Source organism: Kribbella sp. VKM Ac-2566 (assembly GCF_004366005.1).
In the GTDB taxonomy this organism is placed as follows: domain Bacteria; phylum Actinomycetota; class Actinomycetes; order Propionibacteriales; family Kribbellaceae; genus Kribbella; species Kribbella pratensis.
In genome coordinates this window covers 344,784-359,428 of the sequence record NZ_SODT01000016.1, presented here as the reverse complement: position 1 = coordinate 359,428, position 14,645 = coordinate 344,784, and the positions used below count along the sequence as shown (strand labels likewise).

Annotated in this window: 13 protein-coding genes; 2 read left to right on the top strand and 11 right to left on the bottom strand. The window is 68.6% G+C overall.

Going from position 1 to position 14,645, the window contains the following annotated elements; all coding sequences use genetic code 11:
- Positions 1–38: 38 nt before the first annotated feature.
- The 9 genes from EV647_RS41520 to EV647_RS41480 form a co-directional block, all read right to left on the bottom strand.
- Entirely contained in the window at positions 39–1,835 is a 1,797-nt protein-coding gene (locus tag EV647_RS41520; protein ID WP_134013158.1) for an SLC13 family permease, read from the bottom strand.
- 9 nt (positions 1,836–1,844) lie between these two features.
- Positions 1,845–3,509 carry an AbgT family transporter gene (locus tag EV647_RS41515; RefSeq protein WP_134013155.1) on the bottom strand — a complete coding sequence of 555 codons (1,665 nt, stop codon included), beginning with the start codon at positions 3,507–3,509 and terminating at the stop codon, positions 1,845–1,847.
- On the bottom strand, positions 3,506–5,017 hold the full coding sequence (locus EV647_RS41510; protein ID WP_202876503.1) for a M17 family metallopeptidase: 1,512 nt from the start codon (positions 5,015–5,017) through the stop codon (positions 3,506–3,508). Before EV647_RS41510 ends, EV647_RS41515 begins: the two co-directional genes overlap by 4 nt.
- 69 nt (positions 5,018–5,086) lie before the next feature.
- Positions 5,087–5,569 carry a DUF1269 domain-containing protein gene (locus tag EV647_RS41505; protein ID WP_134013153.1) on the bottom strand — a complete coding sequence of 161 codons (483 nt, stop codon included), beginning with the start codon at positions 5,567–5,569 and terminating at the stop codon, positions 5,087–5,089.
- A gap of 83 nt (positions 5,570–5,652) precedes the next feature.
- Positions 5,653–6,162, bottom strand: a complete 510-nt coding sequence (locus EV647_RS41500; RefSeq protein ID WP_134013151.1) for an RDD family protein — start codon at positions 6,160–6,162, stop codon at positions 5,653–5,655.
- Positions 6,147–6,620 (bottom strand): hypothetical protein, encoded by a 474-nt coding sequence (locus EV647_RS41495; RefSeq protein WP_134013149.1) that lies wholly within the window; start codon positions 6,618–6,620, stop codon positions 6,147–6,149. The genes EV647_RS41500 and EV647_RS41495 overlap by 16 nt, the downstream gene beginning before the upstream one ends.
- Before the next feature lie 136 nt (positions 6,621–6,756).
- On the bottom strand, positions 6,757–9,414 hold the full coding sequence (locus tag EV647_RS41490; protein WP_134013147.1) for a LuxR C-terminal-related transcriptional regulator: 2,658 nt from the start codon (positions 9,412–9,414) through the stop codon (positions 6,757–6,759).
- Between the two features lie 112 nt (positions 9,415–9,526).
- The gene (locus EV647_RS41485) at positions 9,527–10,369 is read right to left on the bottom strand and encodes a c-type cytochrome (protein ID WP_134013145.1); all 843 of its coding nucleotides are present in this window, start codon (positions 10,367–10,369) and stop codon (positions 9,527–9,529) included.
- 114 nt (positions 10,370–10,483) lie between these two features.
- Complete coding sequence (locus EV647_RS41480; protein ID WP_134013143.1) at positions 10,484–11,017, bottom strand: hypothetical protein; 534 nt, start codon at positions 11,015–11,017, stop codon at positions 10,484–10,486.
- A 209-nt stretch (positions 11,018–11,226) separates the two neighbouring features.
- On the opposite strand from EV647_RS41480, the gene nuoH reads away from it, so the two are divergent.
- On the top strand, positions 11,227–12,483 hold the full coding sequence (gene nuoH / locus EV647_RS41475; protein ID WP_238177649.1) for an NADH-quinone oxidoreductase subunit NuoH: 1,257 nt from the start codon (positions 11,227–11,229) through the stop codon (positions 12,481–12,483).
- Positions 12,476–13,204, top strand: coding sequence for a TetR/AcrR family transcriptional regulator (locus EV647_RS41470; protein WP_134013139.1), 729 nt, complete (start codon positions 12,476–12,478; stop codon positions 13,202–13,204). The genes nuoH and EV647_RS41470 overlap by 8 nt, the downstream gene beginning before the upstream one ends.
- Here the strand turns inward: EV647_RS41470 and EV647_RS41465 are convergent.
- Together EV647_RS41465 and EV647_RS41460 are read right to left on the bottom strand one after the other, a co-directional pair.
- Complete coding sequence (locus tag EV647_RS41465) at positions 13,176–13,580, bottom strand: anthrone oxygenase family protein (protein ID WP_202871281.1); 405 nt, start codon at positions 13,578–13,580, stop codon at positions 13,176–13,178. The genes EV647_RS41470 and EV647_RS41465 overlap by 29 nt on opposite strands.
- A 136-nt stretch (positions 13,581–13,716) precedes the next feature.
- Positions 13,717–14,640, bottom strand: coding sequence for a hypothetical protein (locus EV647_RS41460; RefSeq protein ID WP_134013135.1), 924 nt, complete (start codon positions 14,638–14,640; stop codon positions 13,717–13,719).
- Positions 14,641–14,645: the final 5 nt, after the last annotated feature.

Here is a 14,645-nt window from a genome sequence, read left to right as displayed (position 1 = left end):
GGCCGCCCGTCGATATGTACCGACCCGGAGCCGCCATGTCAGAACGACCAGACCAACGGGATCAAGATGATTGCCGTGAGCAACCACCAGGCCATGATCGGCAGTCCCAGCTTCCAGTAGTCGGAGAAGCGATAGCCCGCCGGGCTCATGATCATCATGTTCGCCGGCGTCGAGATCGGCGTCAGCAGCGAGGCCGCACCCGCGACCGCGATCAGCATCAGCACCGGCTTGACCGACGTACCGGTGCCATGGGCCGCCGCCACCGCGATCGGCGCGACGATCAGCACTGTCGCCGTGTTGCTGACCACCTGGCCGAGCACGGCGGTCAGGACGAAGAGCGCGAGCAGCAAGAGATACGGACGACCGGGACCGACCACGTCAATGACCAGGTCGGCGATCCGGTCGGCGCCGCCGCTGGACTGGATCGCCGCCGACAACGGGATCAGGGCCCCGATCAGTACGACGATCTGCCACGAGATCGCGCGATAGGCCTGGGCCGGACGGACGACCCTGGCCAGCACCATCGCCGTAGCGGCAAGCAGACCAGCCATCGCCGGCGGCACGAGGCCCGTCGCGAGCAGCACCACCATCGCGGCCAGGATCGCGACAGCCACCGACGCCTTCGCACCCCACGGCACGGCCTGGCGCCGGACGAGTTCGGGCGAGTCCACCAGCAGCACGTCCCGGTCGCGGGTGAGCTCGTCCAGCGCAGACCACGCCCCGTGCACGAGCAGCGCGTCTCCCGGAGCCAGCTGGGTCGGCTTGTTGCCGCGGTCCTTGCCCATCCGCTGCACTGCGACGATGACCAGGTCCGGTCCGCGGTGCATCCCGGGAAAGACCGTCTCACCGACCAATGACGACCTCGGTGGGATCACCGCCTCGACCACCCCTGCCTCGCGATTCATCAGCTCGTCGAGCGGTGCCGGCGCCATGCTGACTGCGAGCCGGGAGTCGACGGTCAGGTGGCTGACCTGGTCCTTCGGGCCGGCCACGACCAGCACGTCGTCGACCGCGAGCGCGGCGTCGACGCGGTACTGCCCCTCTCCGTTCTGGACGCCGACAATCGCGACCCCGGGGTACGGCGTCAGGTCGAGATCGCGCACGCCGTGGCCGAGGAACGGCGACAGTTCGCGGACACGGAGCCGGTAGAAGCCGTCAGCCCGGGCGTAGTGAAGATCGAGTGTCTCCGCGTGCAGGGCGAGGTCCACCGTCGGATGGGCGGGTCGTGCCGCCGGCAGCAGACGGGGACCGAGCAGGACCGAGATGGCTATCGTCCCGACCACCAGCGGCACTCCGACCACCGCGAACGAGAAGAACGGGAACGCGCCCTCGCCGGCATCGGCGGCCGCCTCCGACACGATGATGTTGACGGGCGTGCCGGTCAGCATCAGGAGTGCGCCCGCGCTCCCTGCGAACGTCAGCGGCATCAGCATCCGCGACGGCGCCTGGCCGATCCGGATCGCGAGCATGACCACGAGTGGCAGCAGCGCGGCGACCGCACCGTTGAGGGTGATCAGGGCCGACAGCACCGCGCACAGAGCGGTCACGGCGATCAACAACCGGGTCCGCGTGGTCCCGGCGTACCTCACGATCGTCTGCCCGGCCCAGGCGGTGACGCCGGTCGAGTCGATGCCTTCGCTCACCACGAACAGCGTCGCGATGAAGATCACCACCGGGTCGCCGAATCCCGCGAGTACCTCGGTGAACCCGAGCACACCGGTCGCCCACAACGCCAGCGCCGTGAGTACTGCGACCACCTCGACGGGCAGCCGGTTCCACACGAACACGGCGACGGTGAGCCCGAGGATGATCAGGCTCAGCGTTCCGTCGTCCATGACCGCTGCCTAACGGTGCACCGGGGCGTCCGGACCCCAGGGAATCCCGATGGCGTACCACGCGACGTAGAACAGCGTCCACGTCACCAGAACGATGCCGGTATAGGGCAGCATCATCGACACCACAGTGCCGATCCCCGCCTTCTTCCGGTACCGCTGGCACACGAGCACGATGAACGGCAGGTAGACCATCAGCGGGGTGATCACGTTGGCCGGCCCGTCGCCGACGCGGTACGCCGCGATCACGGTCTGCGGCGCGATGCCGAGACGGTAGAACAGCGGCACGAAGATCGGCGCCAGGATTGCCCACTTCGGGATCACGCCCGGCATGATCAGGTCGATGACGAAGACGAGCAGGATGAAACCGATCAGCAACGGCAGGGCGCCGATGTCGGCCCGCTCCAGCAGGTCGGCCAGCCCGGTCGCCGCCAGTGTCGAGATGTTCGTGTAGTTGAAGTAGGCAATGAACTGGGCGATCAGCAGCATCAGGAAGATCAGTCCGCCGAGGCCGTTGAAGGTCTTCACGATCGCGTTGATGACGTTCGTGCTGCCGGTCAGTGACTTCGCGCCGCGGCCGTACCCGAGACCGGCCGCGAGGAACAGCATCGAGATGATGAAGAGCAGGCTGCTCATGAACGGCGACGACCCGAAGATCTCACCGGTGTCGGGGTTGCGCAGCGGCGCGCCGGGAATGAACGTCAGCGCCGACACGACGGCGACGGCTCCGAGCAGGTAGTACACCGACCACCGCAGCCCGCGCGACTCCAGCGCCATCTCCTCCTCGCTCGGCTGGTGATCGACCGGTGCGTCGGACGGCGCCTCGGCCGGGTCGTACTTGCCGAGCCTGGGCTCCAGCAACCGCTCGGTGATCACCGTCATCACCAGTGCGCAGAACAGCGTGGCGGCGATGCTGAAGAAGAAGTTGTGGGTGACGTTGAGATGGACGTCGGGCGCGACCAGCGCCACCGTCTCGTTGGTCACCTCGGTGATGATGCCGTCCGCCGGCGTGATCAGGATGTTGACGAAGAACGCCGCGCTCACCCCGGCGTACGCCGCTGCGATGCCGGCCAGCGGATGCCGGCCGAGGGAGGCGAACGCGGCCGCGCCCAACGGGATCAGGACCAGGTAGCCGGCATCGGAGGCGACGCTGGAGATACCGCCCAGCAGAACGATGATGAAGGTGATCAGGCCCTTGGGAGCAACCTTCACCATCTTGCGGATCAGGGCGGCGATCAAGCCGGCCTCCTCCGCGACCCCGACGCCGATCATCGCGACCAGGATGACGGCGACCACACCGAAGTCGTTGAAGTTCTGGACGGCGGTGGTGAAGATGAACCGGATCCCGTCACCGGTCAGCAGACTCTCTGCCGTGATGGTCTCGTGGTGGATCTTGAAGTCCGGTACGGCGGGCGCCGGAGGGGCATCGTTGCCCGGGACACTGCTCCCCTGCGGGTACTCGGGGGCGACCTGGACCGTCGCCGGTTCGGCGACCTCCGTGGTCACGCTGGTCCCGGCCCAGGACAGGATCTGGGACAGCACGATGACGATGAAGATCAGCGCGAGGAAGATCAACGCCGGGTGCGGAACCTTGTTCCCGGCGCGCTCGATTCCGTCGAGGACCCGCTGCATCGCGCTCGGTTTCGCGTGCTTCTCCGCGGCCGCCTTCGCGTTCATGGCAACGACGCCGGACGGTTGAAGGCGAGGGCGAACTCGATCAGCAGCTTCGTGCCGGACCCGGTCGCGCCCTGGTTCCGCCACGTCCGGGGCTGTGGGAGTTGCGCCGTACCGGCGATGTCGACGTGCGCCCACGGACGGCCGTCCACGAACTCCTCGAGGAACAGCGCCGCGGTGATGGAGCCGGCATTGACGCCGCCCATGTTCGTCAGGTCGGCGATCGGTGAGTCGAGCTGGGAGCGGTACGAACGGTGCAGGGGAAGCTCCCAGACCGGTTCGTCGACGGCGTCACCGGCACGCCGCAACTGCTCCACCACGCCTCGGTCGTTGCCCATCACACCGGCGATCTCGACGCCGAACGTCCGCAGGCACGCACCGGTCAGCGTGGCGATGTCGACGATGGCGTCGACCGGTTCCTCGGTCGCCAGCGCCAGGGCGTCGGCCATCACGAGGCGCCCTTCCGCGTCGGTGTTCAGTACCTCGACCGTCGTACCGTTGCGCATCCTGAGCACGTCGCCGAGCTTCAGCGCCGACCCGGACGGCATGTTGTCGGTGCACATCAGGTAGCCGGTGACCGCCGCCGTACAGCCCAGAGCACGCAGCGCTGTCATCGACGCGAGGACCGTCGCGGCGCCGGTCATGTCGTTCTTCATCTGGGCGTGCGACTCGTCGCTCGGCTTCAGGCTGATACCGCCGGAGTCGTACATGATGCCCTTGCCGATCAGGGCGATCCGCCCGGTGGGCTGCTCCGGCTGGTAGCGGAGCCTGACCATCCGCGGCGGTTCGACGCTGCCGCGGTTGACTCCGAGCAGTCCGCCGCAGCCCAGCTCGATCAACTGGTCCTTGTCGAAGACCTCCACCTCCAGCCCGGCCGGCGGACCTACCTCGAGGGCGACCTCGGCCATCCGGACGGCCGACAGCGTGCTGGCCGGGCAGTTCGACAGATCGCGGCCGAGGCAGTACGCCTCCGCGATGACGCGGCCGCGCTGGACCCCCACGGCGACCTCGTCGGCCTGCTCGTCGGAGGCCACCACCAGCAACGACTCGAGCAGCGGGCGATCGGCGTCCCGGCCGACGAAGTACCGCCAGCGTGCCAGCAGCACTCCCTCGGTCGCGGCCTGCGCATAGTCCGAGACGGAGATCCCGACGTCCCGGGAGGGAACCTCGATCGCGAGCCGGCGGTGCCATGGGACGGCCCGGGCGAATTCGGCGGCCAGGTCACGGACGAGCGTGGTGTCGAGCTGATCCGGCGTACCGGTGCCCACGGCGACGCGGACCGGGCCGTCCGTCGTGGGCCGGACGAGCGTCTGGCCGCGTTGCGCGGTGAAGCCTGCCGACGCCAGACCGGCCGCGTCGGTTCCGAGCTCCTCGGCAGGCTCCGCCCCTGCCGACACCGGGACCGCGAGCGCATCCGCCTCTTCCATTGCCTGCTTCAGCGTTCCGACGCCGACCGAGGGGCGGTGCCGTGTCGAGGGAATCGGGTCGAAGTCGCCTGGGATTGTGTTCACGAGATCTCCTCGGGCCGGAGCCTCCGCTGTACCGCGGTCGCGCTGGAACGGTCGCCTTCGACCGCTGGGTCAGCTCTGCAGGGCTTGGACGAGCTCGTCCTCGCGCTCCTTCGTCAGATTCGTCTGGATGACCGTCGGTCCGAACGGTTTGAGCGCGTCGACGACCCGGTCCACGGTCGCCGAGCGGGCCAGCAGGAACACGGCGGCGTGGTCCTCCTGCAATTGCCGGCCGACATCCTTGATCAGCTGGTCGTTGATGCCGACATCCGTGAGCTTGCCGGCCAGCGCACCGCTGGCGGCGCCGACGGCGAACCCCGCGAGGGGATTGAGGAAGATGAGTCCGATCAGGGTGCCCCAGAGCGCACCACTGGTCGCTCCGGCTCCGGTCAGGTTCATCGTCTGCTGGATGCGCACCTTGCCCTTGGCATCCTTGTAGGCGATCGCTGCGTCTTCTCGCTGCAACAGCTCCTGCTTGGCCAGCTCCTCGGTCAGCTGGATGACACGCTCGGCGTCCTCGCGACTGTCGAGGCCGAGTACCACCAGATGGGTCATGCCGGACTCCTCCCTGAGGGCGCCACGACTTTCCGCGCCGGACGCCTATCCCATCAACCGGCGGTACGGTCGTCCTCCTCCGATTAGGGTGAGTCCGCGGGGCGAGCGGCGCGGGCCAGGAAGCCGGACAACGGCGCAGGGAGCTGTGCGGGGCGGTCGCCCCAGTCGTAGACGACCGCGGTGCCCGCGATCAGGTCGTGCAGGGCGCGATGTTCGCGGTGGAACAGGATCGGCAGGAAACCCAGCCCCGCCGGCAGCACGCTGACCGGGAACGCCAGCACCCGGAGCAAGGCCTGGCCGGGTCGGAGCGTGGCGCCGTCGGATCGCACGACGCGCAGTCCGACGAGGCTCTGCCCCGGGGTCCGGGCCACGATCGCGAGAAAGCCGAACGCGTAACAGAACGCGAGGACTCCGAGCCCGATCGTCGACGGCGGCCGCCGTACGGACAGGCCCCAGAAGGCGGTGGTGAGCAGGTCGAGTCCGGCCAGGCCGATCGTGAACGACGAGACGACGACGAGAACGTCGAGCACGGTCGCCACGGCTCTGCTCACGGCGCCTGCGTAGTGACCGGTGACCGTCAGGCGTCGTTCCATGCCTGCTCCGGGTCTGCGAGCAGCCGTGGCGCGATCGGCTGCGGGCCACGTCGGAGCAGCCGCACGACGAGCATGTCCATTACGGCGTCGAGCCCGGCCAACTGCCGGCGGACAACGTCGAGCACCGATCCGGCCAGCCGCGCCTGACTCTCGACCACGATCCCGGGCAGGCCGGAGCGCCGTACCAGCCGCTCGACATCGATGCGCTCCGCCAACGCGTCCAGGTCGACGCGCTCCAGCAACCGCTCGAGATCCACACGGTCGACCAGCCGGTCGATCTCGATGCGGTCGAGCAGCCGATCGAGGTCCACCCGGTCGAGGACGCGGTTGACGTCGATGCGGTCCACCAAGGCGTCGACGTCGATGTGGGACAGGATCAGGTCCGGTTGGACGGTCTCGACGACCCGGCCCGTGACCTTGCCGGCGAGCCGCCCCAGCACAGCGGTCGGGCGGTTCATCGGGCCGTTCCGGTCCCAGAGCTACCGTGATGCATCCTGTCCCCCACCGTCCGGCGCGCCTGCCGACCACCTTCGTTCGCGCCTCACCCGCGGTGGATCACCCGCCCCGGGTGAGCCCCTCACCTGATCCGGGGGATTAGACCAGGCCGACGTCGCGGGCGACTCGGAGGGCTGCGGATCGCTTCTCCACGCCGAGTTTGCGGTAGAGCGCCATCAGGTGGGTCTTGACGGTGTTCTCGGTGATGTACAAGGCCTGGGCAATCTCGCTGTACGAGTTGCCGAGCGCGAGCTGATCGAGCACGTCCGCCTCGCGCGCCGTCAACCGGATCCGCGCACCGTTGACCGTCGCGTCGAGACGACGCGGCGGCGACATGTGCGCATCCGGCCTGGTCCGAGCCAGCAATGTCCGCTGAGCGATGTCACTCCCGGCCGCCAGGTACGCCGAGAGTTGCTCGAGCGCTGCGGCGGCGAAAGGTTGTGGGTTCGGTCCGGCGAGATGACTGCGCAACAGATCGAGGAACACCGGTTCGGCCCCGGCCGGGACGAGCGCATGCAGATTTCGCTGCGGAGTCACCCGGTTCAAGGTGTCGACCAGGGAGGCCTCCGCGGCCGGCCGATCGCCCAGGCGACCCAGCAGGACCGTTCGGAACGACGCCGCCGCGGCCGCGACCGGAGGATGCGGGTTCAGCCCCTCGAGGACCCGATCGATCAGCCTCACGGTGGCTCGCGGATCGCCCTGGCCCAGCGACAGCAAGGCCCGGATCAGCTCGGCCTCGGTGGCGTTCCCGCTCCGGTCGAGCTCCCGGACCTGCAGGTCGACGCCGGCCTGGTCGCCGATCAGAATCGCCAGCCGAAAACGCAACAGCGCGAGATCGCGCGACAGGAACGACGGCAGCGGTCCAGCTGCCGCAGGATCCCTGGTGAGCTCGGTGGACGCGTCGTCGAGACGGCCGGCCTCGATCAGGAGCACCGACCGCAGCATCGAACGCAACGCCGTGACCACGGTGTCGGAGTCGGCCAGGTCGGTCTCGACCACACGCTCGTACCAGGACCACGCACGGGCGAGGTCGAGCTGGTTGAGAGCTGCGAACCCGAGTACGAGCTGGGCTCGCACGGCATAGACCTGCGGTAGCCGGTCGTCGACGACGTCGAGAGCAGCCTGCGCCGATTGAGCCGCGTTCTGCATCTGGCCCCGCACGTGCTGCACGATCGCCCGATGCGCCAGCCCGCCCGCGACCAGGCCCGGATGGCCGGCCATGCGGGCCGTGACGAGCGCCTCGTCCAGATGGGCGAGCGCGGCGTCGAGATCATCCGCCCAGGTCTCCGCGGCAGCGAGCTCGATGAGCAACCACGCCAGCCGCTCCGGCGCCAGCACGGTGTGCCGGCTGTCGCCGTCGGCCGAATCCGGTGCCAGCAGGTTCCGGGCCCGGTCGATCGCGGCATGCACGTCGTACCAGCCGTACCGCGATTCCCACAGTCGCAGCAGTACGGCGTCCGCAGCGAGCGCATCGTCGTCCGGTGTCACCGGATTCATCGCACCGGCAAGATCGTCGGCCGACGCGGTGTCCATGACCGCACCGGCGACATCCCCGGAGACGCGCCGGAGCAGACCGCGGACACCGATCAGGTGTGGGTGGTCGGCCAGATATCCGTCCGGGAGAGCGTCGAAGCCGGCCGTGACGAGATCGAGCTCGCCCGCGGCGAGGATCTCCGGCCCGTGTCCGAGCACGATCCGGGCGACGAACTCCGGATCCGCGGCGCCCAGTGCGCTCCGCAGCGCGGTGGCGCCGTCACCGCGATTCTCGTAGTACAGCGCCGACCGCCGCTGTGCGGCGACAACGAGCCGCGCGTCGTCCGCGCTGGCCGCGGCCCGCCGCCGGAGCAACTCGACGAGCAGCGGGTGGTACCGGTACAGCGGCTCGCCGCCGGGATCGGCGACGTACGCCGTCACCAGCAGCCCGTTGCCGGCGAGCTCCGCGAGCATCGCGCCGGCATCCGGGTCACCGCTGAGCATCACGGCCTGCGGCCCGGTCACAGAGCCGGGCCCGAAGGTGCTCAGCAGCATCGCCTGCACCCGGTCGCCGAGGGTACTGAGGCTCTCGCCGAGGAGGAGATCGAGAACCGGTCGCTGATTCGCGGGCGGCCACACGGCGACCCCGGAGGCGGCGAACGCCCGCGCCGCGAGAACCAGCGCAGCCGCCCAGCCCGCGGTGTGGGTCTGGAACAACTCGATGTCTTCCCCGGTGGCCTCGCTGGCGTGAGCCTGCACCAGCGCGGTGGCCTCGGCGTCGGTGAAGCGCAGGTCCCGCGACCGCAAGGTCAGTGCCATCCCCCGCAGTTCGAGCTCGGACACCGGCAGCGGAAGGTCGTACCGCGTGGCGAGGACGAGCCGGACGGCGTGCGGCGACTTCCGCAGTACCTGCAGGACATCGGCCACCATCGCCGCCGGCAGCAGATGAGCGTCGTCGACGACGATCGGATCCGGCAGGCTCGGCACGTCACCACCGATGACGTGCTGAAGGGATTCGGTCAACGCGCCGGGCGACTGCCCCGACACCCACATCACGGGCTCGCCGGATCGTCGTCGCCGGGCCACCCAGTCCGACAGCAGCACCGTCTTACCGGTACCGGCCGGAGCGACCAGCATCGTCAGCGGTGCCCGTACGCCGAGGTCGAGAGCGGAATGCAAGCGCTCGCGGGTCACGAGCGTCAGCGGCGGCCACGGAATTCCGCCGCTGGCCGCAACCCGGAAGTCGTCGTGCTCCTGCTCGGGCGTCGGGCTGCTGCTCCCCATCGTCGCCCCTCCCCTGGCCGACGTGTCCTGGTCTCCACACACTCCCGCTGATTCGTCCCCAAAGAATCGAGACTAACCGGTTCACGCCAGATTGGGCAGCCTCACCCGCGCTTCAAACCTTCGTTCGGTTACGGCCGATGCGCGGCACTTTCGCGCCGATCCATACCGCGACAACGACCAGGAGGCCGATTCCGACGAGCCAGCCCCAGAGGCCTTCGGACACAGGCCCGAGCCTGCCGAGCGGGAAGCCGCCAGGGTCGTCGGACTGTTGCAGAGCAACCAGGTAGGCGATGATCGCGCGCTTGTCCTCCGGGCGGAGCACCTGGTCCGAGAACACCGGCATCTGCTGCGGCCCGGTCAGCATCGCCTGGTACATGTTTCTCGGCGTGGTCTGCATCAGCGACGGCGCATAGCCTCCGTTCGGCAGTGCGCCACCGCGACCGGCGAAGTTGTGACAGGCCGTGCAGTTCGTCCGGAACAGTTCGCCGCCCCGAACGATCTCGGCCTGCGTCGCGTTGCTGACGTCGTACGCCTCCTGCGCGGGTACCGCGGGTCCTGGTGCGAGGGAGGCGATGTACGCCGCCAGCGCCGCGATCTCGTCGGTGGTGTACACCGGGGGCTTCCGCGGCACCTGGGCGCCGGTCTGTGCGGCCGGCATCCGTCCCGTGCTCACCTGGAAGTCGACCGCGGCCGCCCCGACACCGATCAGGGACGGGCCGGTGACACGACCTTCGCCGTTGGTCCCACCCTCGGCATGCAACCCGTGGCAGCTCGAGCACCCGACCGCGAACAGCCGTCGTCCTTCGTCGATCTGCTGAGACTGCGGACCGTCCGCGCCCTGGGCCCCGTTCGGCATCAGGGCGCCGTACGCCGATCCGACGATCACGAGCGCTGCGCCGACGACCAGGGCCTTGGCGAACCCGCCACGCCGCACCAGTCGCGGGACACCGCGCATCTCCACACCTCCCGGGCCGGGGCTGCCGCTGACCAGCAGACACGACCCGGCGCGCGCCGGCATCATCCGAATCGGGCGATCCGGCGCACCGCCGTACCGGTCAGCAGGTACTGGTCAGCGGGTGTCGCGTTTGGCCTGGCGGCGGGCGCCGGCGGCCCGGGTGGATGCGTCTTTCTTCAGCCCGCCCGTGGTCTTGGTCGCGCGAGGACGCCTGCTGGCTGCGGGCGCGGCCGCCGCATCGGTATCGCGCACCGACGCTGCCCGGCCGGCGGCCCGCACCGGCGCCACCTCAACCCGCGCCCGCGCCGATCGCGCCGCTTCGATCCGCTCGCCGCGCAGCTCCGACGACGCGCGGCTGGCCGCGGTTGCGACCTGCCGGCTCACCCGCGCCAGCACGGACTCGAACAGCTCTGCCTTGTCACGATCCCGCTGGTTCCTCGGATAGGACACGCCCCGGCTACCGACCTCCGCCACAGCCGCGCCGGCCGCCCGCCGGTAGTTCTTCACATACTTCGTCCGAGCCCGCCGCACCCGCTGATGCAACTCCAGCAACTCGTCCTCGTCGAGGCCCTTCAACACGTCCCGCTCGGTCTCGGCCACGAGCAGCCGCTCGGCCTCACTCAACGAATTCAGCAATCCTCTGTCCATCAGAAGCACTCCCGACGCCTGCGGCTACGACTTCCCCTTTCCTAGACCGTGCAGCAAATCCCCGCGAAACAACAGGTCTGACCGCCGCCTGAGCAGGTTGTGCGGCGGAAGGCCCGCTTGCCAGAGCCGCTGGCTTACTGATACACCGTATCTATTAACGGATACCTGCTCACTTGGCGGGGAGACTTATGGCGATACCGTGTATCGGTTTGAGCGGCGTGGAGGTGGCGGGCCCGGGCACCGCCGGGCTGCAGCAGTTCGGGCACGACACCTGGTGGCTGGTGCTGCTGAAGGCAGCGGTGATCTTCGTGATCCTGATGCTGTTGACGCTCTTCAACATCTGGGCCGAGCGCCGCCTGGTCGCCCGGATGCAGCAACGGATCGGCCCCAAGGTCAACGGTCCGTTCGGCCTGCTGCAGTCGCTGGCCGACGGCATGAAGCTGATCCTGAAGGAGGACCTCATCCCGAAGACGGCCGACAAGCTGGTCTTCGTGTGCGCGCCGGCGATCGTGGCCGTTCCCGCGTTCGTCACCTGGTCGGTGATCCCGTTCGGGCCGACGGTGAAGCTGCCGTGGAGCGACACCGTCACGCCGCTGCAGCTGACCGACCTGCCGGTCGCGGTGATCTTCGTGCTCTCGATGGCCTCGGTCGGCATCTACGGCGTGGTGCTGGGCGGCTGGTCGTCCGGGTCGACGTACTCGCTGCTCGGCGGACTCCGGTCGAGCGCCCAGATGATCTCCTACGAGGTCTCGATGGGCCTCTCGTTCGTCGCGGTCTTCCTGTACGCAGGTTCGATGTCGACGTCGCAGATCGTCGAGGCGCAGGACAAGATCTGGTACGGCGTGATCCTCGCACCGTCGTTCGTCATCTACCTCATCTCGATGATCGGCGAGACGAACCGGGCACCGTTCGACCTGCCCGAGGCCGAGGGTGAGCTGGTCGGCGGGTTCCACACCGAGTACTCCTCGGCGAAGTTCATGCTGTTCTTCCTCGCCGAGTACGTGAACATGGCCACCGTGTCGGCTTTGGCGACCACGCTGTTCCTCGGCGGCTGGCACGCCCCCTGGCCGATCAACCTGATCTGGGACGGTGCAAACGACGGCTTCTGGCCCGTCCTGTGGTTCATGGGCAAGGTGATGTTCTTCATCTTCGTCTTCGTCTGGCTGCGCGGGACGCTGCCGCGACTGCGCTACGACCAGTTCATGCACTTCGGCTGGAAGCGGCTGATGCCGTCGGCGTTGCTGTGGATCCTGGTGGTCGCCACGATCCGCGCGGTCGAGCTCAACGGCGGCATCGACCGGCAATGGCTGTTCGGGGCGCTCGGGCTCTGCCTGGTCGCGATCGTTACGCTGTCGTTCGTGGCCGAGAAGAAGCAGTCCGACGCCGCCACGCAGCAGGAGGCGGCCACGTTCGACGCCTTCGCCGGCGGCTACCCCGTACCCCCACCACGTCGCACCGATGGCTGAGGCGAAGGGCCCGGTCTGGGCCCGCAACGACCGCGAGCCTCGTCGCAGGACACTGAGCCGCGAGTCGATCGTCTACGCCGCGATCGCGCTCGCCGACCGCGACGGGCTGGACGCCGTCTCGATCCGGAGCGTCGCGTCGTGGCTCGACGTACGGCCGATGAGCCTGTACGGACACGTGTCGAGCAAGGACGACCTGCTCGACCTGATGTTCGACCAGATCGCCGGACAGAACGTTCTCGGTGACCAACTCCCGCAGCACTGGCGAACCGCACTCGAGGCCATCGCGCGGCGCACCAGAGACCAAGGACTGGCGCACCCGTGGACGATCGAGTTGATGACCGATCGCATCCAGCTGGGACCGAACACGCTCCGGGTCCTCGACGAATGGATGCGGGCCGTCGCGCCGCTGTCCGTTTCCACCGAAGCCGCCTGGACCATCGTGACAGCCGTCAACGACTACACGGTCGGCTACGTCATCCGGGTCGTGGCGCAGCGGCGCGCCGTACCGTCGGACGCACGCGCCGCCGGCGAATGGACGGCGACCGTCAACAGCTACCTCACCGAACGCGCCGACAGCGGCGACCACCCCCACATCGCGCCACTCCTGCGCCACGGCTTCGCCACGCAGCCGGACAGCTTCGAAGCAGGCCTGTCATGGATCCTCGACAGCATCGAGCAGTCGCACGCCGGCCCTACCTCCGCCGGCGCGGCCGGACGGTGAGATATCCCAGTGCCGCGCACAGCGCGACCGTTCGTACGGCGTGTGCGATCTGCCACCGATCGCGTAGGCTCGCCCAGTCCGCCGGTGGATCCTGTGCTGTCCATCCCTGCTGTTCCAGGTTGATCGGACCGTTGACCACCACTGTGACGACGACCGCGACCAGGATCAGGACCAGAGCGATGAGCGTCGGCCGCAGCAGCGCCCTGTCCGTCTTGTACGCCTGAACGACGAGCGTCACAACGGCGATCAGCGTTGCCGCGAAGATCGCGCCGATGAACCAGGTGAAGTACTCGTACTCCGCCTGGCGCACAGCGACGTACTGCGGCCCGTCGAGCGACCGAAGCGCAAGCTCGAGCACGAGCACCGTGGCTGCCACCCCGACAAGGATTCCGCAGCACATCCGGCTTGCGACCCGAGCGATCCTGGTAACCGCTCCTGTCCGCATCGCCGCCCTCCTTCGCCTCGACATCAGTCCTTGACTTGACGTCTGGACCGGTCGATGTGTGACACGCTCAGCGGCAACTCAGTTTGTACTCGTGGGAGGACTCGGTGGAATTCGGGTGCTCGACGACCAGGGTCTCCTTGAAGCTGAACGCACCGGATGTCGCGGCGGGATCGACGGTGGTTTCGACCACTTTCGTGGCAGCTGAGGCGAACTCGACGGTGACCGGCTTCGAGTTCGTCGTCAGCTTGGACTCCCAGTGGTACGTCACGGTCGCGGCGTCGTCGGTCGTGATCCTGGCCTGCACGGTGACGGGTCGAGTGCAATCGACCGCTGTCGACTCGAGCTCGACGAGATCGACTTCGGTCACTGGTCCGCCGCGTCCGCGGAGCAGCAGGGCCCAAACGGCTGCCGAGACAGCGATGGCCACGACGACGACCAGGACAAGGTTCCGGCTGACGATTGGGGATGGTCTGGCGGCCACCGCCACCGGTTCGGGCGCTTCCGTTCCTGGATCGACGAGGTGAGCGGGCGTGGTCGAGAGCACCAGCTCGGGGATCGACCGCAGGACGAACGGCCGGGAGATCTCCCGCTCGAACGCCGACTCGGCGGCCAGGAAGCGCCGGTAGGTCGCGACCGCCTCCGCTCGTGCGGCGGCGAGGTCGGCGTCGTCCACCTCGCCGATCGAGCCGCCTCGCAGCACGAACCCGTACAACAGCTCCAACGGCCGGCCGAACTGGTCGGTCGCCGGCCCGGACAACCATCCGATATCGCCGGCCCCGAGCCGTTCACTTCGAGACACGAGTACGACGTCACCCGCCACCAGCCCTTGGACCGGCGTGATCGCCACGCCGGACTCGCCACCGGTGGCCTGGTCGAGTACGCCGTACTCGTTGCTCTCAGCAAGAAAATCCGGGACGAGCAGCGGCTGGTACCCCTGCTGCCGGCCACGGGCGACCAGGAACGTCCAGCCGTACGGCGGTGAATCGGGCACCGTGG